This is a genomic window from Pseudomonas sp. 14P_5.3_Bac1 (genome assembly GCF_025466135.1).
Taxonomy (GTDB): Bacteria; Pseudomonadota; Gammaproteobacteria; order Pseudomonadales; family Pseudomonadaceae; genus Aquipseudomonas.
This window is the reverse complement of sequence record NZ_JANLOF010000025.1, coordinates 114,442-136,734: the sequence shown is the minus strand read 5'-3', so window position 1 is coordinate 136,734 and position 22,293 is coordinate 114,442. Positions and strand designations below refer to the sequence as shown.

General features: G+C 57.3%; 17 protein-coding genes. 9 read left to right on the top strand and 8 right to left on the bottom strand.

Translation table 11 applies throughout. From position 1 onward, the window contains the following. Positions 1-176: 176 nt before the first annotated feature. Positions 177-2,438 carry a CHASE2 domain-containing protein gene (locus NTD89_RS06985; protein ID WP_262206828.1) on the bottom strand — a complete coding sequence of 754 codons (2,262 nt, stop codon included), beginning with the start codon at positions 2,436-2,438 and terminating at the stop codon, positions 177-179. Positions 2,439-2,770: 332 nt separating this feature from the next. Between NTD89_RS06985 and NTD89_RS06980 the strand changes: the two genes are divergently transcribed. Beyond that, the gene (locus NTD89_RS06980) at positions 2,771-3,496 is read left to right on the top strand and encodes a response regulator transcription factor (protein ID WP_242200576.1); all 726 of its coding nucleotides are present in this window, start codon (positions 2,771-2,773) and stop codon (positions 3,494-3,496) included. Positions 3,497-3,598: 102 nt separating this feature from the next. Here NTD89_RS06980 and gyrB read toward each other — a convergent pair whose 3' ends face one another. The 4 genes from gyrB to dnaA are packed head-to-tail and all read right to left on the bottom strand — an operon-like array spanning position 3,599 to position 9,807. Then, complete coding sequence (gyrB, locus tag NTD89_RS06975; protein ID WP_145158421.1) at positions 3,599-6,016, bottom strand: DNA topoisomerase (ATP-hydrolyzing) subunit B; 2,418 nt, start codon at positions 6,014-6,016, stop codon at positions 3,599-3,601. A 4-nt stretch (positions 6,017-6,020) separates the two neighbouring features. Continuing rightward, entirely contained in the window at positions 6,021-7,124 is a 1,104-nt protein-coding gene (recF, locus tag NTD89_RS06970; RefSeq protein ID WP_010565854.1) for a DNA replication/repair protein RecF, read from the bottom strand. Positions 7,125-7,144: 20 nt separating this feature from the next. Continuing rightward, entirely contained in the window at positions 7,145-8,248 is a 1,104-nt protein-coding gene (dnaN, locus tag NTD89_RS06965; RefSeq protein WP_083355987.1) for a DNA polymerase III subunit beta, read from the bottom strand. A gap of 38 nt (positions 8,249-8,286) precedes the next feature. After that, positions 8,287-9,807 carry a chromosomal replication initiator protein DnaA gene (gene dnaA / locus NTD89_RS06960; RefSeq protein WP_262206826.1) on the bottom strand — a complete coding sequence of 507 codons (1,521 nt, stop codon included), beginning with the start codon at positions 9,805-9,807 and terminating at the stop codon, positions 8,287-8,289. Positions 9,808-10,392: 585 nt separating this feature from the next. Between dnaA and rpmH the strand changes: the two genes are divergently transcribed. The 5 genes from rpmH to mnmE all read left to right on the top strand — a co-directional run bounded on the left by rpmH (position 10,393) and on the right by mnmE (position 14,321). Then, the gene (rpmH, locus tag NTD89_RS06955; RefSeq protein WP_003213577.1) at positions 10,393-10,527 is read left to right on the top strand and encodes a 50S ribosomal protein L34; all 135 of its coding nucleotides are present in this window, start codon (positions 10,393-10,395) and stop codon (positions 10,525-10,527) included. Between the two features lie 16 nt (positions 10,528-10,543). Then, positions 10,544-10,948: a ribonuclease P protein component gene (rnpA, locus tag NTD89_RS06950; RefSeq protein ID WP_218570655.1), complete on the top strand. Its 405-nt coding sequence runs from the start codon at positions 10,544-10,546 to the stop codon at positions 10,946-10,948. After that, positions 10,941-11,186 carry a membrane protein insertion efficiency factor YidD gene (gene yidD / locus NTD89_RS06945; RefSeq protein WP_073636650.1) on the top strand — a complete coding sequence of 82 codons (246 nt, stop codon included), beginning with the start codon at positions 10,941-10,943 and terminating at the stop codon, positions 11,184-11,186. Before rnpA ends, yidD begins: the two co-directional genes overlap by 8 nt. Before the next feature lie 2 nt (positions 11,187-11,188). After that, positions 11,189-12,871 (top strand): membrane protein insertase YidC, encoded by a 1,683-nt coding sequence (yidC, locus tag NTD89_RS06940; RefSeq protein WP_242200580.1) that lies wholly within the window; start codon positions 11,189-11,191, stop codon positions 12,869-12,871. Between the two features lie 79 nt (positions 12,872-12,950). Further along, the gene (gene mnmE / locus NTD89_RS06935; RefSeq protein ID WP_106575971.1) at positions 12,951-14,321 is read left to right on the top strand and encodes a tRNA uridine-5-carboxymethylaminomethyl(34) synthesis GTPase MnmE; all 1,371 of its coding nucleotides are present in this window, start codon (positions 12,951-12,953) and stop codon (positions 14,319-14,321) included. An 88-nt stretch (positions 14,322-14,409) separates the two neighbouring features. Here mnmE and NTD89_RS06930 read toward each other — a convergent pair whose 3' ends face one another. The 3 genes from NTD89_RS06930 to NTD89_RS06920 all read right to left on the bottom strand — a co-directional run bounded on the left by NTD89_RS06930 (position 14,410) and on the right by NTD89_RS06920 (position 18,387). After that, positions 14,410-16,848 carry a TonB-dependent siderophore receptor gene (locus tag NTD89_RS06930; RefSeq protein ID WP_262206824.1) on the bottom strand — a complete coding sequence of 813 codons (2,439 nt, stop codon included), beginning with the start codon at positions 16,846-16,848 and terminating at the stop codon, positions 14,410-14,412. A 91-nt stretch (positions 16,849-16,939) separates the two neighbouring features. After that, on the bottom strand, positions 16,940-17,884 hold the full coding sequence (locus tag NTD89_RS06925; RefSeq protein WP_262206822.1) for a FecR domain-containing protein: 945 nt from the start codon (positions 17,882-17,884) through the stop codon (positions 16,940-16,942). Then, positions 17,884-18,387, bottom strand: a complete 504-nt coding sequence (locus tag NTD89_RS06920; protein WP_262206820.1) for a sigma-70 family RNA polymerase sigma factor — start codon at positions 18,385-18,387, stop codon at positions 17,884-17,886. The genes NTD89_RS06925 and NTD89_RS06920 overlap by 1 nt, the downstream gene beginning before the upstream one ends. Before the next feature lie 553 nt (positions 18,388-18,940). On the opposite strand from NTD89_RS06920, the gene mnmG reads away from it, so the two are divergent. The 3 genes from mnmG to NTD89_RS06905 are packed head-to-tail and all read left to right on the top strand — an operon-like array spanning position 18,941 to position 22,290. Continuing rightward, complete coding sequence (gene mnmG, locus NTD89_RS06915) at positions 18,941-20,833, top strand: tRNA uridine-5-carboxymethylaminomethyl(34) synthesis enzyme MnmG (RefSeq protein ID WP_145158407.1); 1,893 nt, start codon at positions 18,941-18,943, stop codon at positions 20,831-20,833. Further along, complete coding sequence (gene rsmG, locus NTD89_RS06910; RefSeq protein ID WP_145158405.1) at positions 20,830-21,474, top strand: 16S rRNA (guanine(527)-N(7))-methyltransferase RsmG; 645 nt, start codon at positions 20,830-20,832, stop codon at positions 21,472-21,474. The genes mnmG and rsmG overlap by 4 nt, the downstream gene beginning before the upstream one ends. Before the next feature lie 18 nt (positions 21,475-21,492). Then, positions 21,493-22,290 (top strand): ParA family protein, encoded by a 798-nt coding sequence (locus NTD89_RS06905; protein WP_017477894.1) that lies wholly within the window; start codon positions 21,493-21,495, stop codon positions 22,288-22,290. Positions 22,291-22,293: the final 3 nt, after the last annotated feature.

The following is a 22,293-nucleotide window of genomic DNA, read 5'->3' as shown; positions in this document are numbered from 1 at the left end:
TGTGGATAACCTGTGTACGGTTTGTTGGCGAATCGCCGTTTTTGGTTCGTAACAAGCTGATTTACTTACATATTTCTCAAGCTAATAAAATCGCGAAAAACGTGCATAAGTTTTTTGCGCATTAAAAAACCGGTCTTTTTGACCGGTTTTTTATGCACAGCAGAAAACCAGGGTTTTCACGTATCGAGCAGGGGCAGTTTCAGGCTGAAGGTCGAGCCCTTGCCTAACTCGCTCTCGCACAGAATACGGCCGCCATGGCGCTCAATCACGGCTTTGACCATGGTCAGCCCCAAACCCAAACCCTCACTGCCCTGGGCTGAATCGAAGCGTCGGTACTGGCTGAACAGCTCCGGCAAATCCCCAGGCGCGATGCCCGGCCCCTGATCGCTGATGCGACATTCCAACCAACCTTGCGCGCTGCCGTGGCTCAGCGTGACGGTGGTGCCTGACGGGGAGTACTTGATGGCGTTTTCCAGCACGTTGAACAGCGCCCGGGTCAGCAATGATTGATCGGCTGACACCATGCCCTCATCCGCCTCATCCAGGTCGTGTACCAAGTGAATGCCCTTGAGCTGCGCGATCACTGCCACCTGGTCAAAGGCATCCATGACCAGCATGGCAAATAGCGTCGGCTGGAAGTGGTAGCCGTCGGCTTCGGCTTTGGCCAACTGCACGAAGGATTCGGTGAGGCTCAATGCGCGTTTCACCTGTTGTTCGATCTGGGCAAATATCGGTGAATCGCCGTTGTGTACATCCAGCAATGCCAGGATCGCCGAGTGCGGCGCACGCAGGTCATGGGACAGGAAGCGCAACATCGTCTCGCGGTGTTGTTGGGCTTCACGCTCCTTGCTCAAGTCGGTAAGGCTCAGCAGCCAGCCAAGGGCGACATCACCTTCGGCCGGCAGCAAGGGTGCCAGCTCCATGCGCAGGCTGCGCTGGTGGATATCACGGAACTCGATAAGCTGCAGCGCCGACAGGGCAGGGCGAACGCCGTTGTGCAGCGGCGGGTAGCCGAGGTCGGCGAGTTGTTCCAAGAGATTTGTGGCCACCAGATCGTTGCCGAACACCTCACGGGCGACGCGGTTGGCCAGCAGGATGCTGCCGTGGGGATCGGTAATCAGAGTCGCCACCGGCAGGCACTCCAACCCGTCCGCCATAAAGCGCCGCGTGTCGCGCGTGCGGCTTACCGCCTGCTCAAGCGCAAAGATGCGCCCCTGCAACACGTCACCTTTGCTGGCGGGCGCACGGCGGCGCTCGGGCAGCACTTTGGGTTCGTTATCCAGGCGTGCCAGTTCCCAGCCGAAGTAAGCAAGGATCACGCTCAGGCGGCGCCAATTCCAGATCAGGTAGCTGAGCAGCAGCCCGATCAGACACGCTGCGGGTGACCACCAATGCCCCAGGCGAAGCAAGGCCCATGAGCCGAGCAGTGCGGTGACCATGCAAGCCAGGGTCATCCACAGTGCATAGCGCGGCCGATACAACAGCAGCCCCAGCAGCAACGCCACCAGCGATGCGGCCATCAATGCGGCAAGCCAGCCTGGAAGATCGACGATGCTGCGCCCCAGCAGCAATCCATTGAGGATGTTGGCCTGGATCTCCACTCCGGCCGTGGAGCCCACCGTGGAGGAGAGGGGCGTGACAAAGCGATCACCCATTCCATAGGCCGTGGCACCGACCAATATCAACCGGCCACGCAACACGTCGGGCGGTACCTCACCCTGTAATACGCTGACGTAGGACACGCTGGGAAAGTGGCCCTGCGCGGTGTAAGGAACACGAACCGCGTGTTCACGATGCCAATGCTGACCGTCAGGTTCCTTGGCGAGCCCCGGCATGGGTGAGGTTTGCCCACTCAACCCATAGGCAAGCCATGCCAGCTGCGCAAGCGTGTTGCCGGGCGGGCCCTCGCGCATATACAGGCTGCGTACCACACCATCGTTATCGGCTTCGACATTGATCTGGCCCATGCCTTTGGCGCATTTGAGCAGTGGCAACAGTTGCTCATCCGCCGCGTCGGAACTCGCCGTGGGCAACAACACATTGCCGGCATTGCACACGGCGTCGGCCAGTCGTTGGTCATCCGCCGCTTCGCCGGGCTCGCTGAAGATCACATCAAACAATATGCCTGCCGGTCGAGCAGCACTGAGCCGGTCAATCAAGTCAGCATGCACACTGCGCGGCCAGGGCCACTGGCCTAGCTTTTTCAGGCTCTGGTCATCAATAGTCACCAGCAGGATCCGTGGGTCGACCGGCAATGGGGTCAGGCGACGAAGACTGTCGTACAGCGGGTTATTGAGGGCAAGGCCTGGGCTCAGGGACAGGTAAACAGTGAAGGGCAGCAGAACCAAGCCAATCAATAGCCACTCGCGTATCAAACCGTGGAACAGCAGTTGTGCTCGAGTGGGTTGACGTTTTTCGGATTTGCGCCACAGCATCACCGGGCCACCGTCGCAGGCGTGTAGAGGTGTCGAGAGTGGATAGTTGAACGCGCCATATGCCCCGGCCCCTCCCTGTTCGATATGAGCGGTGTACTGAACCCAGTGAAGCTCATATCGGTCTCACTGTTAGACTTTCCTGAGCGATTCATGCTGAACCTTTTCCTTACGGGCAGGAGTGGGTATCTTTCCTCCAAGGTATCGAGGTCTTCCAACGGATTAAAGGCTCTTTGATATCAGCGTATCGATAGATTCATGGTCCGCTGAATCTGACCACAATTATTCAGATTCGATGGCCGGCATTTGCGCCGTTTTTTAGTAGAAGGGACCCACCCATGCGTGTCGCAATACTGGATGACGAGCCCGCTGAGTTGCGCCGGGTTGAGCAGACACTGCGACAGATTCCCAGCACCGCGGAACAGCCGTGGTCCGTGCATTGCTTCGAGCGTGGTGAAGACCTGCTACGCCAGCTGCGCCGGGAAACCTTTGACTTGCTGATACTCGACTGGCAACTGCCCGACATCACGGGTATCGCGCTGCTGCGCTGGACCCGCGAGCACATGGAGTCACCGCCAGCCGTGATCATGCTCACCAGTCGGGACGCCGAGAGCGACATCGTCACGGCGCTGAACAGTGGGGCGGATGATTACGTCAGCAAACCCTTCCGGCCCAATGAACTGAAAGCTCGGATCACGGCCGTGCTGCGTCGCCATGGTCTGCAAAAATCGACGGCCCATGAAGTGCAGAGCTTCAACGATCTGACCTTTGACGATGCTGAGCTGACCGTCACTCGTGCGGGCAAACCTATCAACCTGACTGAGCGTGAATACCGCTTGGCCAGTTGCTTGTTCGCCAATCTGGCGCGTCCGTTGTCTCGTGAATATCTGTATGAGCGGTTCTGGTCTCATGAGGAGATGGTCTCCTCGCGGCCGCTGGACACACATATCTATCGCCTGCGCAATAAGCTGGGGCTGACCGCCGACCGTGGCTGGCAACTGCTGACAATCTACGGATACGGTTATCGGTTGGAGAGTGTGGCGGCGGTAAACCCGGGCCAATAAGCTCGATGTTCCACGTGGAGCATTATAAAAACTGCTTTTTCAGACCCAATAAAAAAGGCCAACGCTGAGCGTTGGCCTTTTTGTTTTAGCAGGCTGACCTGATCAGAAGTCCAGGTTGGACACTGCCAAGGCATTGCTTTCGATGAAGTCACGGCGAGGTTCGACCGCATCACCCATCAGGGTGTTGAAGATCTGGTCTGCGCCAATGGCGTCTTCGATGGTCACGCGCAACATACGACGCTGAGCTGGGTCCATGGTGGTTTCCCACAGCTGATCCGGGTTCATTTCGCCCAGACCTTTGTATCGCTGAATGGTGTGACGCTTGGTGCTTTCTGCCATCAGCCAATCAAGGGCTTCTTTGAATTCCTTGACTTGCTTCTTGCGTTCGCCGCGCTGAATGTAAGCACCGTCGTCCAGCAGGGTGCTCAATTGCGCGCCGAGGGTAACGACGGTTTTGTAGTCGTTACTGCCGAAAAAGTCGCGGTTGAAGGTGACGTAGTTCGACAGTCCGTGGGAGATCAGTTCGACCTCCGGCAGCCACACGTTACGCTCACGGTCTTCACGCAGGCTGGCTTTGTACACCAGGCCAGACTTCTCGACGGTACGCAGGCGCACTTCGTACTGGGCCAGCCAATCCTGCATCGCAGCGTGATCGCCCAACTGCTCCAGGCTGACGGCCGGCAGGTAGATGAAGTGCTCGGTCAGCTCCTGAGGGTACAGGCGCGACAGACGCTTGAGAGTCTTCATGACCATGCGGAAATCGTTAACCAGACGCTCCAGCGACTCACCAGAGATACCCGGAGCTTCGTCGTTCAAGTGCAGGCTGGCATCTTCCAGGGCCGACTGCGTCATGTACTCTTCCATGGCGTCGTCGTCTTTGATGTATTGCTCTTGCTTGCCTTTTTTCACTTTGTACAACGGCGGCTGAGCGATGTAGATATAGCCACGCTCAATCAGCTCCGGCAACTGACGGAAGAAGAAGGTCAGCAGCAGGGTACGGATGTGCGAACCGTCGACGTCAGCATCGGTCATGATGATGATGTTGTGGTAGCGCAGCTTGTCGATGTTGTACTCGTCGCGGCCAATACCGCAGCCCAGGGCTGTGATCAACGTGCCGACTTCCTGAGAGGAAATCATCTTGTCGAAGCGGGCTTTCTCAACGTTGAGGATCTTACCCTTCAACGGCAGGATCGCCTGGGTGCGACGGTTACGACCCTGCTTGGCGGAACCGCCAGCAGAGTCACCTTCCACCAGGTACAGCTCGGAGAGGGCAGGGTCCTTCTCCTGGCAGTCTGCCAATTTGCCCGGCAGGCCGGCGATATCCAGCGCGCCTTTACGACGGGTCATCTCACGGGCTTTACGCGCCGCTTCACGCGCACGTGCAGCGTCGATCATCTTGCCGACAACCAGCTTGGCTTCGTTCGGGTTCTCCAGCAGGAAGTCGGAGAAGTATTTGCCCATCTCCTGTTCCACAGCGGTCTTCACTTCGGAAGACACCAGCTTGTCTTTAGTCTGGGAGCTGAACTTGGGATCTGGCACTTTCACCGAGATAATCGCAGTCAGGCCTTCACGTGCGTCGTCACCGGTGGTGGCGACTTTGTGCTTCTTGGCCAAGCCTTCGGCTTCGATGTAGGTGTTCAGGTTACGCGTCAACGCCGAACGGAAACCCACCAAGTGAGTGCCGCCATCACGCTGAGGAATGTTGTTGGTGAAGCACAACAGGTTCTCGTTGAAGCTGTCGTTCCACTGCAGCGCGATTTCTACGCCGATGCCATCTTCACGCTGGATGTTGAAGTGAAACACCTGGTTGACCGCAGTTTTGTTGGTGTTCAGGTATTCAACAAACGCACGCAGGCCGCCTTCGTACTTGAACAGCTCTTCCTTGCCGCTGCGCTCGTCCTTGAGAACGATGCCCACACCGGAGTTGAGGAAGGACAGTTCACGAATACGCTTGGCCAGGATGTCCCAGCTGAAGTGGATATTCTTGAAGGTTTCAGCCGATGGCTTGAAGTGGATCTGCGTACCAGTGGATTCGCTGTCACCGACGATTTTCATCGGCTCTTGTGGCACGCCGTGCACGTAAGTCTGCTCCCAGATCTTGCCGCTACGGCGAACGGTCAGAATCAGCTCTTCCGACAAAGCGTTCACTACCGACACACCTACACCGTGCAAACCGCCGGAGACTTTATAGGAGTTGTCGTCGAACTTACCGCCGGCGTGGAGCACGGTCATGATGACCTCTGCCGCCGAAACGCCTTCTTCTTTGTGCACATCTACCGGAATGCCGCGACCGTTGTCGCGCACGGTGATGGACTCATCCGGGTGGATGATGATGCTGATGTCGTCGCAGTGACCGGCCAACGCTTCGTCGATGGAGTTGTCGACCACCTCGAAGACCATGTGGTGCAGACCGCTACCATCATCGGTGTCGCCAATGTACATACCGGGACGTTTGCGTACGGCATCCAAACCTTTCAGCACTTTAATGCTGGTCGAGTCGTACGTGTTTTCTTCGCTCATGCCTTCACTCCCGATGGTCGTGGGTCTGGGTGATACGGCCTTGTTCCACGTGGAACAAAGCGACTGGCGTTTCCGTCTGCCAGCCTTCCCTCAATAATTCGTGGTCTACACAGGTAATGAATACCTGGCAGCGTAAGTCTTCCAACAAGCGGCATAACGCGCGGCGGTGTTGCTCGTCGAGTTCGGACGGCAAGTCATCCACCAGATAAATACACTGACCGCGTCGGGCTTGGCTAACCAAATGCCCCTGGGCGATACGCAGCGCGCACACCACCAACTTCTGCTGACCGCGGGACAAGATATCCGCGGCATTATGTGCGCCTAATCTAAGACGCAGATCAGCCCGTTGGGGGCCTGCCTGGGTATGGCCAATTTGCTGATCCCGTTGCAAGGACGTGGCGAGCACTGCGCTCAGCTCACGCTCTTTATCCCAACCACGGTAGTAGCTCAGCGTCAGCCCCTCGAGATCCAACAACTCACTCAAGGTCTGCTCAAAGACTGGTTTCAAGGCTTTGATATAGGCGCGGCGGTATTCATCTATTTCGTCGCTGGCCAGGCACAGTTCCCGGTCCCAGGCTGCTTGCGAAGCGGCGTCAAGTGTACCATGCCGCAGCCATGAGTTCCGCTGCCGCAGGGCCTTCTGCAGGCGCTGCCAAGTGGCCATGAAACGCGGTTCCACGTGGAACACTCCCCAATCGAGGAATTGCCTGCGGATCTTCGGTGCACCTTCCAACAGGCGGAAGCTGTCGGGGTTGATCAACTGCAGAGGCAGAATTTCCGCCAACTGGGCAGCGCTGCGAGCATTTTGCCCGTCAATGCGAATTTGAAATTCCCCGCCGCGATCACGAGATATTCCCAGGCTGCTGTGTCCGCCTTCAGCCAATTCAACTTGGCCGAATACAGTGCATGCCAACTGCTCGTATTGAATCACCGGCAAAAGACGTGCACTGCGAAAAGAACGGGCGAGCCCCAGCAAATGAATGGCTTCCAGCACGCTGGTTTTGCCACTGCCGTTGGCGCCGTGGAGGATATTGATGCGGGGGGAGGGGGAGAAGGTCACCGGGTGCAGATTGCGCACCGCGGTGACCGAGACGCGACTGAGGGACATCTAGCTTCTGCTGAGCATGATTACAGGCGCATCGGCATAACTACGTAAGCCGAGTCGTCGTTATCAGATTCTTGCACCAGGGCGCTGCTGTTGGAGTCCGACAGAATCAGGCGAACCTGTTCGGTGGTCATTACGCCCAGCACGTCCAACAAATAGCTGACGTTGAAGCCGATCTCCAGCGAGCCGCCGTTGTAGTCAACGCCTACTTCTTCTTCCGCTTCTTCCTGCTCAGGGTTATTCGCCTGAATTTTCAACTGACCATTGGCCAGTTGCAGACGGATACCGCGGTACTTCTCGTTCGACAGAATTGCGGTACGGCTGAACGCTTCGCGCAAGGCCTGACGATCGCCGATCACCAGCTTGTCGCCACCTTTAGGCAGCACGCGCTCGTAATCCGGGAACTTGCCGTCGACCAACTTGGACGTGAAGGTGAATTCACTGGTAGTGGCGCGAATGTGGTGCTGGCCCAGAACGATGCTGACGTTGCCGTCCGGCTCGGTGAGCAGGCGCGCCAACTCCAGGATACCTTTACGCGGGACAATCACTTGGTGGCGATCTGGCTGACCAATATCGGCACGCATGGAGCACATCGCCAACCGGTGACCGTCGGTGGCCACGGCGCGGATGATGCCTTCAGAAACTTCCAGCAACATACCGTTGAGGTAGTAGCGCACATCTTGCTGGGCCATGGCGAAGCTGGTGCGCTCGATCAAACGACGCAGTTTGCTTTGCTCCAGGCTGCAAGTCAGCGAGCCAGGGCCTTCTTCGACGGTCGGGAAGTCATTGGCTGGCAAGGTGGACAGCGTAAAACGGCTGCGGCCGGCCTTGACCACCAACTTCTGCTCATCGACTTTGATGTCGATCAGCGCTTCGTTTGGCAAGCTTTTGCAGATATCCATCAGCTTGCGCGCAGGTACGGTGATCTCGCCCGGCTCAGCAGGCTCTTCCAGCTGCACGCGGCCAACCAGCTCGACTTCAAGGTCGGTACCGGTCAAGGACAATTGCTGGCCTTCGACAACCAGCAATACGTTTGAGAGCACCGGCAAGGTCTGTCGGCGCTCGACGACGCCTGCGACCAGTTGCAGGGGTTTCAACAGGGCTTCGCGTTGAATGGTGAAATGCATGGTCTAGTCCCTTGCCTTAATAAGCTGCGCTGGTGTCATCACGTAGTCAGTGTACGCAGCAGGTTCTTGTAGTCCTCGCGAATATCCGCGTCGGATTCCTTAAGTTCGTTGATCTTGCGGCACGCGTGCAAGACCGTGGTGTGGTCGCGACCGCCAAACACATCACCGATTTCCGGCAGGCTGTGGTTGGTCAGCTCTTTGGAGAGCGCCATCGCCACCTGACGCGGACGTGCCACCGAGCGCGAACGGCGCTTGGACAACAGGTCGGAAATCTTGATTTTGTAGTACTCAGCCACCGTGCGCTGGATGTTATCCACACTCACCAGCTTGTCTTGCAGGGCCAGCAAGTCTTTCAGGGATTCACGGATCAACTCGATGGTGATATCGCGGCCCATGAAGTGCGAGTGAGCAATGACTCGCTTGAGCGCGCCTTCGAGCTCACGCACGTTGGAGCGAATGCGTTGAGCAATAAAGAAGGCCGCATCGTGTGGCAGATCGACTTTCGCCTGGTCGGCCTTTTTCATCAGGATCGCGACGCGGGTTTCCAACTCCGGCGGTTCTACCGCAACGGTCAGGCCCCAGCCGAAGCGTGACTTCAAACGTTCTTCCAGGCCTTCGATTTCCTTCGGGTAACGGTCGCTGGTCAAGATGACCTGCTGGCCACCCTCGAGCAGGGCGTTGAAGGTGTGAAAAAACTCTTCCTGAGAACGTTCCTTGCGGGCAAAAAATTGAATGTCATCGATCAGCAACGCATCAACCGAGCGGTAGAACCGCTTGAACTCGTTGATTGCATTGAGCTGCAAGGCCTTGACCATGTCAGCGACGAAGCGCTCCGAGTGCAGGTACACGACCTTGGCATTCGGGTTCTTCTTTAATAGATGGTTACCCACAGCGTGCATCAAGTGCGTCTTACCCAAGCCGACGCCACCATAAAGGAAGAGCGGGTTGTAACCATGCTTGGGGTTGTCGGCTACCTGCCAGGCGGCCGCGCGGGCCAGCTGGTTGGATTTACCTTCGACGAAGTTTTCAAAGGTGAACGTACGGTTCAGGTAGCTGGTGTGCTTGAGCGCACCTTCTACCTGCACGGTGCGCTGTTCGGCGCGCACCGGTGCTTGCTGCGAGCTGGCGCCGGCCATTGGGTCGAAGCTGTCACGGGACGGCTCTTCATTTATAGGCGCGTTTTTCTGCGCCGATGATTTCGAAGGCGTCTGGGCAACGGGTGCTGGCGAGTTATTAACAGGCACGGCTGCGGCCTGAGCCTGCGAGGCGCTCGCTGCCAACGGTGCATTCGGCGCGGCACGCGGCGCAGAGCTACGTTTGCTGCCTATTAATAGGGAGAGTACGGGCGCCAGGCCATTGCCGTGCTCATCGAGCAATTCGAGAACGCGGCTCAGGTACTTCTCATTAACCCAATCGAGAACAAAACGATTCGGCGCGTAGACACGCAACTCGTCGCCTTCGGCTTCGACCTGTAGCGGACGGATCCAGGTGTTGAATTGCTGGGCAGGCAGCTCTTCGCGCAAAAGCTCCACGCACTGCTGCCAAAGTTCCACTGACACGGATATCCCCTAAGTTGAAAGCCGGTGAGGCAAAAACAGCCGCCATTGTAGCGGCCAGACGCCCACTTATCCACATGTAGGTTGCTCACAGGGCACCCAAAATCAATGCGTTAAGCACAAAAAAGCCGACCAATGGTCTGTGCATAAGCTCTGTGGATAAGCGCCCCTAAGCTCGTTGTACAAGTGGGGTCGAAAGTCTGTGGGTAACTGGCCTGTGGATAACAACCCACTCCACGCACAGGTTATCCGACAGCGCAGCACAGGCAGAGCACCGTTTCTCCCCCTAGTTGTCATTCTCTGTACATCAGGTGGAATATGGGCTCAGAGCAGTTATCCACAGAGGATCGCCTCCCTAGCTTTTATAAGCTTTACAGAAAAGCTTTAAATAACTTCCTTCTTTATTTTTATATCTATGGCATTGCTCGTGAAAGCCGGGCGAGCCGAAAAGGCCCAATTGCCTGCAGAGATCTAATTAAAGGAAAAGCTGGTTGGAAATTGACCTAGAGGCTTGCTTTCTCTAGAATCGCCGGTCTCTTAAAACGGGGGCCATTCCGGCCCGTTGTGGACGAACCAGGTAACAACGCCATGAAACGTACTTTCCAACCAAGCACCATCAAACGCGCCCGTACTCACGGCTTCCGTGCTCGCATGGCCACCAAGAACGGCCGTGCTGTCCTGTCGCGTCGCCGCGCCAAAGGTCGTGCGCGTCTGGCAGTTTGATAATCCGGTACTGGTGGTGAGTCAGGACTTCAGTCGGGAAAAGCGTCTGCTAACCCCCCGGCATTTCAAGGCAGTCTTTGACTCCCCCACCGGCAAGGTTCCGGGGAAAAATCTCCTGCTCCTTGCGCGTAACAACGATCTGGATCACCCCCGCCTCGGGTTGGTGATCGGCAAGAAGAGCGTAAAGCTCTCCGTTGAGCGCAATCGCCTCAAGCGTCTGATGCGCGAATCGTTTCGCCTCCACCAGGAAACTCTGGTTGGTTGGGATATTGTTATCGTCGCGCGCAAAGGCTTGGGGGACGTAGAAAACCCCGAATTGATTCAGCATTTCGGCAAGCTCTGGAAACGTTTGGCGCGTACCCACAAGCCGGCACCAGCAGTCAGCACCGAAACTGTAGGGGTAGACAGCACCAATGCGTAAACTGGCCCTCGTTCCGATCCAGTTTTACCGTTATGCCATTAGTCCTCTGATGGCCGACCACTGTCGTTTCTACCCCAGTTGTTCCTGCTACGCGTTAGAGGCCATAGAAAATCATGGTCTTCTGCGCGGTGGCTGGCTGGCCTTTCGTCGTTTAGGCCGCTGTCATCCGTGGAATCCCGGTGGTTTTGACCCGGTTCCACCTATCCCTACCTCCCGTTCTTCTTCGATGGCCGAGTAATCATGGATATTAAACGCACGATCCTGATCGTCGCCCTGGCAATCGTGTCCTACGTCATGGTTCTTAAGTGGAACCAGGACTACGGCCAGGCTGCCCTGCCGACTCAGAATGTTGCTACCAATCAGGCTGCGCCGGCTATTCCGGACACCCCGTTGGGTAACAATGCGTCCGCGAGTGCCGATGTTCCCAGCGCGAATGGCGAGACAAGCGCCCCTCTAGAAACGCCAGTGGTCACCAACAAAGACCTCATCCACGTGAAAACGGATGTGCTCGACCTGGCTATCGACCCACAAGGTGGTGATATCGCGCAGTTGAAACTGCCGTTGTATCCACGTCGCCAAGACCATCCGGATGTGCCGTTCCAACTGTTCGATAACGGTGGTGAACGCACTTATCTGGCACAAAGCGGCCTGACCGGCACTGACGGTCCGGATGCTCGTGCTACCGGTCGTCCGGTTTATTCGACCGAACAGAAGACTTATCAACTGGCTGATGGCCAGAACCAGTTGAACGTTGACCTGAAATTCAGTCAGGACGGCGTCAACTACATCAAGCGTTTCAGCTTTACCCGCGGTTTGTACGATCTGAAAGTCACCTATCTGATCGACAACGAAAGCGCCAAGCCATGGAGCGGCAACCTGTTTGCCCAGCTCAAGCGTGACAACAGCGCCGATCCGTCTTCCAGCACTGCTACCGGCACCGCGACTTACCTGGGCGCTGCCCTGTGGACAAGTAGCGAGCCGTACAAAAAAGTGTCGATGAAAGATATCGACAAGGGCGCGCTGAAAGAAACCGTACAAGGCGGCTGGGTTGCCTGGTTGCAACACTACTTCGTGACCGCATGGATCCCGAACAAGGGTGAAGCCAACCTGGTTCAAACCCGCAAAGACAGCCAAGGCAACTACATCATTGGTTTTACTGGCCCGGCGTTGACCGTCGCACCAGGCGCCAAGGCTGAAACCAGCGCCACGCTGTACGCCGGCCCGAAAAGCCAGGCTGTGCTGAAAGAGTTGTCCCCAGGTCTGGAACTGACTGTGGATTACGGCATTCTGTGGTTCATTGCCCAGCCAATCTTCTGGCTGCTGCAACATATCCACAGCATTGTGGGTAACTGGGGCTTCTCGATCATCTTGCTGACCATGCTGATCAAGGGGATCTTCTTCCCTCTGTCGGCCGCCAGCTACAAGTCGATGGCACGTATGCGTGCCGTGGCCCCGAAACTGGCCGCGCTGAAAGAGCAACATGGCGATGACCGGCAGAAAATGTCGCAAGCCATGATGGAGCTGTACAAGAAAGAGAAGATCAACCCGCTGGGTGGATGCTTGCCGATTCTGGTGCAGATGCCGGTCTTCCTGTCGCTTTACTGGGTACTCCTGGAAAGCGTGGAAATGCGCCAGGCTCCGTTCATGCTGTGGATAACTGACCTGTCGATCAAAGACCCGTTCTTTATCCTGCCGATCATCATGGGCGCGACCATGTTCATCCAGCAGCGCTTGAACCCGACTCCGCCGGATCCGATGCAGGCCAAAGTGATGAAAATGATGCCAATCATCTTCACCTTCTTCTTCCTGTGGTTCCCTGCTGGTCTGGTGCTGTACTGGGTCGTCAACAACTGCCTGTCGATCTCTCAACAGTGGTACATCACACGTAAAATCGAAGCGGCTACCAAAAAAGCTGCGGCGTAATTTACTCTGTGGATAACCACTCAAGACGCCCCCTAGTGGGGCGTTTTGCTTTCCGTCACTTTTGTTCTGGAACCTGCTGATGAGCGCTCCTCGTGAAACCATCGCTGCTGTCGCTACCGCTCAAGGGCGCGGCGGCGTCGGTATCGTTCGAATTTCCGGGCCGCTCGCCGGTTATGCGGCCCAGGCCATCAGCGGCCGCGAGTTGAAACCGCGCTACGCCCACTACGGCCCCTTTCTGGACGCCGATGCGACCGTGCTGGATGAAGGCCTGGCGCTGTATTTTCCCGGGCCCAACTCGTTCACCGGCGAAGACGTGCTTGAATTGCAAGGGCACGGCGGTCCAGTCGTGCTGGATATGCTGCTGCAGCGCTGCCTGCAATTGGGTTGCCGCCTGGCGCGTCCGGGGGAGTTCAGCGAGCGGGCTTTTCTCAATGACAAACTCGATCTGGCCCAGGCCGAAGCCATTGCCGATTTGATCGAGGCAAGTTCTGCACAGGCCGCGCGCAATGCATTGCGTTCGTTGCAGGGTGCATTTTCGTTGCGTGTGCATAACCTGACCGAGCAATTGATCAGCTTGCGCATCTACGTCGAGGCAGCGATTGATTTTCCGGAGGAGGAAATCGACTTTCTCGCCGATGGGCACGTTCTGGCCATGCTCGACAAAGTCCGCGATGAGTTATCCACAGTGCTGCGCGAAGCCGGGCAGGGGGCTCTACTGCGCGATGGCATGACCGTGGTGATCGCGGGACGGCCAAATGCCGGCAAGTCGAGCCTGCTCAATGCCTTGGCAGGTCGCGAGGCGGCCATCGTGACCGAGATCGCCGGCACTACCCGCGATATCTTGCGCGAACATATCCACATCGACGGTATGCCGCTGCACGTGGTCGACACTGCAGGTCTGCGCGACACTGACGACCAGGTCGAAAAGATTGGCGTAGAGCGCGCACTCAAGGCCATCGGCGAAGCGGACCGGGTGTTGTTGGTGGTGGACGCCACGGCGCCAGAGGCTGTGGATCCTTTTGCCTTGTGGCCGGAATTTCTCGAGCAACGGCCGGACCCGGCCAAGGTCACCTTGATTCGCAACAAGGCCGACCTGACCGGCGAAGCTATTGCCATGGAAACCAGCGAGGATGGCCATGTCACTATCAGCCTGAGTGCGAAGTCGGCCGGCGATGGCCTGGAGCTGCTGCGCGACCACCTCAAAGCCTGCATGGGCTATGAGCAAACCTCGGAAAGCAGCTTCAGTGCACGTCGCAGGCACCTGGAGGCGCTGCGCCACGCCAGCGCGGCGCTGGAGCACGGTCGGGCGCAACTGACCTTGGCGGGGGCAGGGGAGCTGCTGGCTGAGGATTTACGTCAGGCACAGCAGCTGCTGGGCGAGATCACCGGTGCATTCAGTTCGGATGATTTGCTGGGACGGATTTTTTCAAGCTTCTGCATCGGCAAATAGCCCAGTTATCCACATATCCTGTGGGAGCCGGCTTGCCGGCAAAAACGCCCTGAAGAACGCCTGAGTTCTTCAGGGCTACTGTGCGCCTTTACCAGTTGTAGGAAACCGTCCCAAGCAGCGTCCGACTGTCGCCCCAGTAGCAGCGACCTGCATCGTTGCAACCGGATACATATTCCTTGTCGAACAGATTCTTCGCGTTCAGATCCACCGACCAGTGTTTGTCGAGCTGATAACCGATCGCCGCATCCACCAACGTCACGCTTCCGGCATCCAATTTCCCGTACAGCGTCGGCGCGGTGTAGGAGAAAGTGCTATCGAAGTAGCGCACTCCGCCACCCAGGGACAAGCCCTTGAGCTGGCCATCCAGAAAGCGGTACTTGCCCCACACCGACGCCTGGTTACGTGGCACCCCGGTCATCTGATGCCCTTCGACCAGTGAAGTGGCGGAATCCTTGGTAATCCTTGCATCGGTATAGGTGTAGGCCGCGGTGACATTCAAGTTCGGCGTAAGGTTGCTGTTGATTTCCACCTCCGCCCCTTTGGCGCGGCTTTCGCCCACTTGGCGATAGCTGTTGGTGGTGGCATCAAGGTAGGTGTCATCCTGCTTGCGCAGGTCATACACCGACAGCGTCATGGCGGTGTCCCAGCCAATCGGCTCGTACTTCACACCCACTTCGTACTGGCTGCTGGTGATCGGCTTTAACGGTGAACCCGCGTTGGAAATCTGCTGCACCGGGACGAAGGCGGTGGAGTAGCTGACATACGGCGTCACGCCGTTGTCGAACTGGTACATCACTCCGCCCTGGTACGTAAACTTCTTGTCGTCAGAGCCTGTGTTGCTGGCCTTGTTCACCTTGTCGCGAAAATCACTCTCGACCCAATCCTGGCGACCGCCGAGCAGGAACAGCCAGTGGTCGTATTTGCTTTGGACCTGTGCATAAACGCCTTTCATCTGCTGTTCGAGCAGGGTGTTCTGTACCGCGATCGGGGTGAGCGGGTCGCGCAGGTACACCGGGTTATACACATTGATGGTGCCGGCGAAGCCCGCATCCCAGTCCTGATTGAACGAGGTGCGGTCGTAGCTGGCGCCAACCAGCAGGGTGTTTTCCAGGTCACCGACCTGGAATTTGCCTTCGAGCTGGTTATCCAGGGAATACACCATCGACTTGTTGTAGCGGTCGTAGGCGGTCATGTTCAACTGGGTGCCGAAGCCGCGATTGTTCAGCGCGCCGGGCCAGGTTTCATGGCGGTTGATGCGCGACTGCATGTAGCGCGAGTTCTGGCGGAACTGCCAATCGTCATTGAAGCTGTGGCTGAACTCGTAACCGGCGCTCCAGGCTTCGCGCTCGAACGTGTTCCAGTCCGGGTCGCCGAGCATGGTGTGTTTGGACAGCTTGCCGTTCGGGTTTTTCAGTAAAGTGCCGGCCGCAGGCAGGCCCAGTTCCAGATTGGTGTGGTCCTTCTGGTAGTTGGTCAGCAGCGTCAGGGTGTTGTAGTCATCAATGTTCAGGGTCAGGGAGGGCGCGATGTACAGGCGATCATCGGGCACGTGGTCGGTCTGGGTGTCGGATTTTCGACCGAGCATGACCACGCGGCCCAGGACGTTGCCACTGTCATTGAGTGGCCCCGAGATATCCACACCCAGCTGGCGCCGATTGTTGGAGCCGTAACCCAATTGCACTTCGCCCTGAGGCGTGGCGGTTGGGTGTTTGCTGACCAGGTTGACCAACCCGCCCGGCGCGTTTTCCCCATAGAGCAGAGAAGAAGGGCCGCGGAAAATCTCTACGCGCTCCAGGCCATAGGGTTCACTGGTGGTGTCATACCGATTGCCCTGCACCCGAAGGCCATCGCGCAGCAGGCCGTAGCCATAATCCGTGGCATTGAAACCACGAATGAAAAACAGGTCGCCCGCGAGGCTATCACCGGCAGCAAACGGTGGCGCGAAGATCCCCGGTACATACCCCAGCACCTCCGTCAGCGTCTGCGACTTCTGGTCCTTGATGCGTTGGCCTGTGACCACCGATACCGAGCGTGGGGTTTCCGACAGCGCGGTGCTGGTTTTGGTACCGACGCGGCTGTTTTGCGCCTTGTAGCCAACATCACCGGCAATGTCCTGATTGAAACCGGCCTGTTGATAAGTGCTGACGGTGGTCGGGGCGAGCGTCAATGGCCCATCTTGCGAAGCCTGAAGTACATAGCTTCCGGGCGCCTGTGTTACGGCTTGCAACCCCGAGTTTTGCAGCAATAGCGCAAAGCCTTGATCCACCGAATAGTCACCTTCCAGCCCCGGCGTATTCAAGCGCGCGGTCTGCTGGGGTGAGAAGGACAGAATCACGTTGGCCTTGGCGGCAAATTGGCTCAACGCTGCGTCAAGGGGCCCGGCGGCAATGGTGTAATGCTGCGCAGCACTGGCTGCCAGGGCGCTTGTGGACAAAAAGACACCGGCGGTGGCGGCCGTGGACAGCAGTAAACCGTAGGTCATGCCGTGGTAAGAGAGTTGCTGGCGGAGTTTAGCGGGAAGGCGCATAGGTGGATAAGCCCTGAAGGTAGCGTCGTGATTACCCGTAGGGCCGGGCCAGGTAAAAAAAAGATAACCCCCTGTGGATTATTTTTTTCGCTCAACCCACGCGCGTCACCGAAACCCAATAGCGAGTGAAATATTTCACCTGGATAGGCAGAGTAGCTTGCAGGTTAGCCAGTACTGCATCGGTGGAATCGAGGCGGAACGTGCCGGAAACCCGCAGAGGCGCCGAGGCCGGATCGCACTGCAGAACACCTGAGCGATAGCGTGCCAGGTCGTCGATCAGATCCCCAAGCCGCGCATCCAGGACGATCACTTGGCCATCGACCCAAGCCGCCTGGGTCCGGCGATAGGCGTGGTTGGGGCCGACATTTTCCCGGTCGAAGTCAGCGCTTTCACCGGCAGCCAGCAGCCGAGTGCGATCGGGTTGGTCTGCAGGCGAGATGCTCACTCGGTCTTCCAGCACCCCCACTCGCGTCGAATCCGCCAGTTGGCGCACGGTAAACCTCGTTCCCAATGCCTGAACTCGGCCCTGGCGGGTTTCAACATAAAAGGGCGCTTGCCCACCCAGTTTTCCGGTGTGGATAAGCACTTCGCCTTCGCGCAGGCGGATCAAACGCTGGCGCCCATCAAACACCACATCAATGGCGGTGCTGGTGTTGAGGTCTATTCGAGTGCCATCGGCCAGTTCGATCCTTCGCCGTTCGCCGACGCGTGTGCGGTAATCCGCCCACACGTTGCCCAGGGAAGGCGCGTGTTGAACATTCCAGCCCAGGTAACCGGTGCCACCCAGCACCAGCATCCACTTGAGCACCTGCCGCCGTTGCTGCGTGGCCGATAAGGCGCGGCGGGTGAAATCCTGAGGCAGGGCACCCAGGCTGCGTTGCAATTGCTCCATCTGGTTCCACGCTGCCAGGTGTGCCGGGTCGTCATTGAGCCATTGTTGCCAGGCATAGTGCTCAGCCGGCGTTGGAGGTTGCGACTGAAAATGCACATACCAAGTGGCAGCAGCTTCGAAGACCTTTCGATCCGGGGCAACCATTACAGGCTGGCCATGATCAGTGAACACTCGGTAAGCGCGCGGATCATGTGTTTCTTCACGGTGGTCAGGGACACCTGCAACTGATCGGCGATCTGTTGATAAGTCAGGCCTTCGATCTGCGACAGCATGAAAATTCGCCGGGCCCGATCGCCCAGGTCAGCCAGGGCCTTATCCACAGCTACCAGCGTTTCAATGATGATGGCCTTGTCTTCTTCACTGATGGCGACAGCTTCAGGGCGCTCAGCCAATGACTGTTGATACGCGCGTTCAATCGCATGCCGGCGATAACGATCAATGACCAAGCCCCTGGCAATGGTTGCCAGGTAGTCCCTGGGTTCGAGGATCTGCGCCGCATCGCGCCCGCCCAAGATACGCAAGAAAGTATCGTGTGCCACATCGGCTGCATCGCAAGCGTTATGCAATTTACCTTTGAGCCATCCCTGCAGCCACGAATGGTGATGCTCATAGATGTGCTGGACTGCAGCCGTGTGTGAAGGAGGCATAGGGCGCGTTAAGGCAGGTTAATGATAATCGCTATTATTAACTGCGCCGTCGACTTCTCACAATAGCTCTCTTTTTGCAGCATTCCTTACTACGTTCAAAAAACGCGGTGGCTTCGTCGTGGGTGAAATACACGATATCTGTGGATTAAGCCCTGTGAATAACCGCCCCTGTGCCCAGTTGATAACAGGGCCTGAAACCTGAGTAAAAACCCCTCTGTGGATAACCACCTGTTTAATCCACAGGCTTAAAGCACTTATCCAAGGGCCTCATTGGCACATGACCACAGACTTTTGAATCGCTGTACACAAAGTAAATAAAGGCCTGTAGAGATCTATCCACAGAAAGTAGGCTCAGTAGAAATAAACATAAAAACAAAGATCTTATAAACTTCTCTCTTTTAATTTCTATTGTCTGTGATTCATCCACAGCTGGTTAAATTTTGTGCAAAGGGTTCTTTAGGAAGGGCTAAGTCCCTATACTTGCCGCCAAAGCTCTAAAACTCTTTCAACAATCAATTCCTGATTACCTACATAAGCAGGCACGAGGTGCGTGGTGGATTTCCCTTCCCGTTTTGAAGTGATCGTCATCGGCGGCGGTCATGCCGGTACCGAGGCAGCACTGGCCTCAGCACGCATGGGTGTAAAAACTCTGTTGCTGACACACAACGTGGAAACCCTCGGTGCCATGAGTTGCAACCCCGCCATTGGTGGGATCGGCAAAAGCCATCTGGTCAAGGAAATCGATGCCCTTGGCGGTGTGATGGCCATGGCTACCGACAAAGGTGGCATTCAATTTCGCGTGCTCAACAGCCGCAAAGGCCCAGCCGTTAGGGCTACCCGGGCACAAGCTGACCGCATCCTCTACAAGGCCGCGGTGCGTGAAACCCTGGAAAACCAGCCGAACCTGTGGATATTTCAGCAAGCAGCGGATGACCTGATCGTCGAACAAGACCAGGTACGCGGTGTTGTCACCCAAATGGGCCTGCGTTTCTTCGCAGAATCCGTGGTGCTGACCACCGGTACCTTCCTCGGCGGACTTATCCACATTGGCATGCAGAATTATTCGGGCGGCCGCGCCGGTGATCCGCCGTCGATTGCCCTGGCAAAACGCCTGCGTGAATTGCCGTTGCGTGTCGGCCGCCTGAAAACCGGGACCCCGCCGCGTATCGACGGGCGTTCTGTGGATTTCTCGGTGATGACCGAACAAGCCGGCGATACGCCAATCCCAGTGATGTCGTTCATGGGCTCCAAAGAACAGCACCCGAAACAGGTCAGCTGCTGGATTACCCACACCAATGCCCGCACCCACGAAATCATTGCCGCGAACCTCGACCGTTCGCCGATGTATTCCGGTGTGATCGAAGGCATTGGCCCGCGTTATTGCCCATCGATTGAAGACAAGATTCACCGCTTTGCCGACAAGGAGAGCCACCAGGTCTTCATCGAGCCCGAAGGCTTGACCACCCACGAGCTGTACCCGAACGGGATTTCCACATCGTTGCCGTTCGACGTGCAAATCCAGATCGTGCAATCGATTCGCGGCATGGAAAACGCGCACATCGTGCGTCCGGGCTACGCCATCGAGTACGACTACTTCGACCCGCGTGACCTGAAATACAGCCTCGAAACCAAAGTGATTGGCGGCCTGTTTTTCGCCGGGCAAATCAACGGCACCACCGGTTACGAAGAAGCCGGCGCCCAAGGTTTGCTGGCCGGAACCAACGCGGCACTGCGCGCACAAGGCAAAGACAGCTGGTGCCCGCGCCGCGATGAGGCGTACATCGGTGTATTGGTCGATGACCTGATTACTCTCGGAACTCAGGAACCGTACCGGATGTTTACGTCCCGGGCCGAATACCGCCTGATCCTGCGCGAAGACAACGCCGACCTGCGCCTGACCGAAAAAGGTCGCGAGCTGGGCTTGGTCGATGACGCACGCTGGGCCGCCTTCTGCAAAAAACGCGAAAGCATCACGTTGGAAGAGCAGCGCCTGAAAAGTACCTGGGTTCGCCCCGGCACCGAGCAAGGCGACGCGATTGCCGAAAAATTCGGCACGCCGCTGACCCACGAATACAACTTGCTGAACCTGCTGTCCCGTCCGGAAATCGACTACGCTGGCCTGGTTGAAGTAACCGGTCACGGTGCCGAAGACCCACAAGTCGCCGAGCAGGTTGAGATCAAGACCAAATACGCCGGTTACATTGACCGCCAGCAGGACGAGATCGCCCGCTTGCGCGCCAGTGAAGACACCAAACTGCCTGTGGACATCGACTACACCGGGATTTCCGGGTTGTCGAAAGAAATCCAAAGCAAGTTGGGGATAACTCGGCCGGAAACACTCGGCCAGGCTTCACGTATTCCTGGGGTCACCCCGGCAGCTATTTCGCTGTTGATGATTCATTTGAAAAAACGCGGCGCGGGCCGTCAGTTGGAGCAAAGCGCTTGAGTTCGTTGGTTACCTCGCAACACGCCGAAGAGTTATCCACAGGTGCACGCCAGTTGGGCGTGGACCTGACCGATGCACAGCACGACTTGCTGCTGGGCTATCTGGCCCTGTTGATCAAATGGAACAAGGCTTACAACCTGACAGCGGTGCGCGACCCGGACGAAATGGTCTCGCGTCACCTGCTCGACAGCCTGAGCGTGATGCCGTTTATCGAAAACGGCCGTTGGTTGGACGTTGGCAGCGGCGGCGGCATGCCTGGCATTCCGCTGGCCATCCTGTTTCCAGAGTCACAAGTGACGTGCCTGGACAGCAACGGCAAGAAAACCCGCTTCCTGACCCAGGTCAAACTCGAACTCAAGCTGGATAACCTGAATGTTATCCACAGTCGCGTCGAAGCCTTCGTGCCTGAACAGCCTTTCAACGGGATTGTTTCCCGGGCATTCAGCAGCATGGAGAACTTCAGCAACTGGACCCGCCACTTAGGCGACCGCGACACCCGTTGGCTGGCAATGAAGGGCGTTCATCCAAGCGACGAGCTGTTAGCATTGCCGGCAGACTTCCACCTCGATAGCGAACACGCCTTGGCCGTACCCGGTTGCCAAGGCCAACGCCATCTGCTGATACTGCGCCGCACGGCATGATTGGGAACACAAGCAAGAATGGCTAAGGTATTCGCGATAGCGAACCAGAAAGGTGGCGTGGGCAAAACCACCACCTGCATCAACCTCGCAGCATCCCTGGTCGCTACCAAGCGCCGGGTGCTGTTGATCGATCTCGATCCACAGGGCAACGCCACCATGGGTAGCGGTGTGGATAAACACGGCCTGGAAAACTCGGTCTACGACTTGCTGATTGGCGAGTGCGACCTGGCCCAGGCCATGCACTACTCCGAGCACGGCGGTTACCAGTTGCTGCCGGCCAACCGCGATTTGACCGCGGCCGAAGTGGTGCTGCTGGAAATGCAGATGAAAGAAAGCCGTCTGCGCAGCGCCCTGGCGCCGATCCGCGAGAATTACGACTACATTTTGATCGACTGCCCACCGTCGCTGTCGATGCTGACGTTGAACGCGCTGGTGGCTGCCGATGGGGTGATTATCCCCATGCAGTGCGAGTACTTCGCGCTCGAAGGCTTGAGTGACCTTGTGGATAACATCAAGCGTATCGCAGAGTTGCTTAACCCGAACCTGCAAATCGAAGGCCTGCTGCGGACCATGTACGATCCGCGCCTGAGCCTGATGAACGATGTGTCGGCGCAGCTCAAGGAACACTTCGGCGATCAGTTGTACGACACCGTGATTCCACGCAACATCCGCCTGGCCGAAGCGCCAAGCTATGGCATGCCCGCGCTGGCGTACGACAAGTCATCTCGCGGCGCCATTGCCTACTTGGCACTGGCCGGCGAGATGGTTCGCCGTCAACGCCGCAACTCACGCACCGCTGCAGCCCAGCCAACTTAAGGA

What these genes read in the sequence shown, in the direction of transcription:
- NTD89_RS06980 (WP_242200576.1), top strand. Translation starts at nt 2,771, where the DNA reads ATGCGTGTCGCAATACTGGATGACGAGCCCGCTGAGTTGCGCCGGGTT.
- gyrB (WP_145158421.1), bottom strand. Translation starts at nt 6,016, where the DNA reads ATGAGCGAAGAAAACACGTACGACTCGACCAGCATTAAAGTGCTGAAA.
- recF (WP_010565854.1), bottom strand. Translation starts at nt 7,124, where the DNA reads ATGTCCCTCAGTCGCGTCTCGGTCACCGCGGTGCGCAATCTGCACCCG.
- dnaN (WP_083355987.1), bottom strand. Translation starts at nt 8,248, where the DNA reads ATGCATTTCACCATTCAACGCGAAGCCCTGTTGAAACCCCTGCAACTG.
- rpmH (WP_003213577.1), top strand. Translation starts at nt 10,393, where the DNA reads ATGAAACGTACTTTCCAACCAAGCACCATCAAACGCGCCCGTACTCAC.
- yidD (WP_073636650.1), top strand. Translation starts at nt 10,941, where the DNA reads ATGCGTAAACTGGCCCTCGTTCCGATCCAGTTTTACCGTTATGCCATT.
- yidC (WP_242200580.1), top strand. Translation starts at nt 11,189, where the DNA reads ATGGATATTAAACGCACGATCCTGATCGTCGCCCTGGCAATCGTGTCC.
- mnmE (WP_106575971.1), top strand. Translation starts at nt 12,951, where the DNA reads ATGAGCGCTCCTCGTGAAACCATCGCTGCTGTCGCTACCGCTCAAGGG.
- NTD89_RS06930 (WP_262206824.1), bottom strand. Translation starts at nt 16,848, where the DNA reads ATGCGCCTTCCCGCTAAACTCCGCCAGCAACTCTCTTACCACGGCATG.
- NTD89_RS06925 (WP_262206822.1), bottom strand. Translation starts at nt 17,884, where the DNA reads ATGGTTGCCCCGGATCGAAAGGTCTTCGAAGCTGCTGCCACTTGGTAT.
- NTD89_RS06920 (WP_262206820.1), bottom strand. Translation starts at nt 18,387, where the DNA reads ATGCCTCCTTCACACACGGCTGCAGTCCAGCACATCTATGAGCATCAC.
- NTD89_RS06905 (WP_017477894.1), top strand. Translation starts at nt 21,493, where the DNA reads ATGGCTAAGGTATTCGCGATAGCGAACCAGAAAGGTGGCGTGGGCAAA.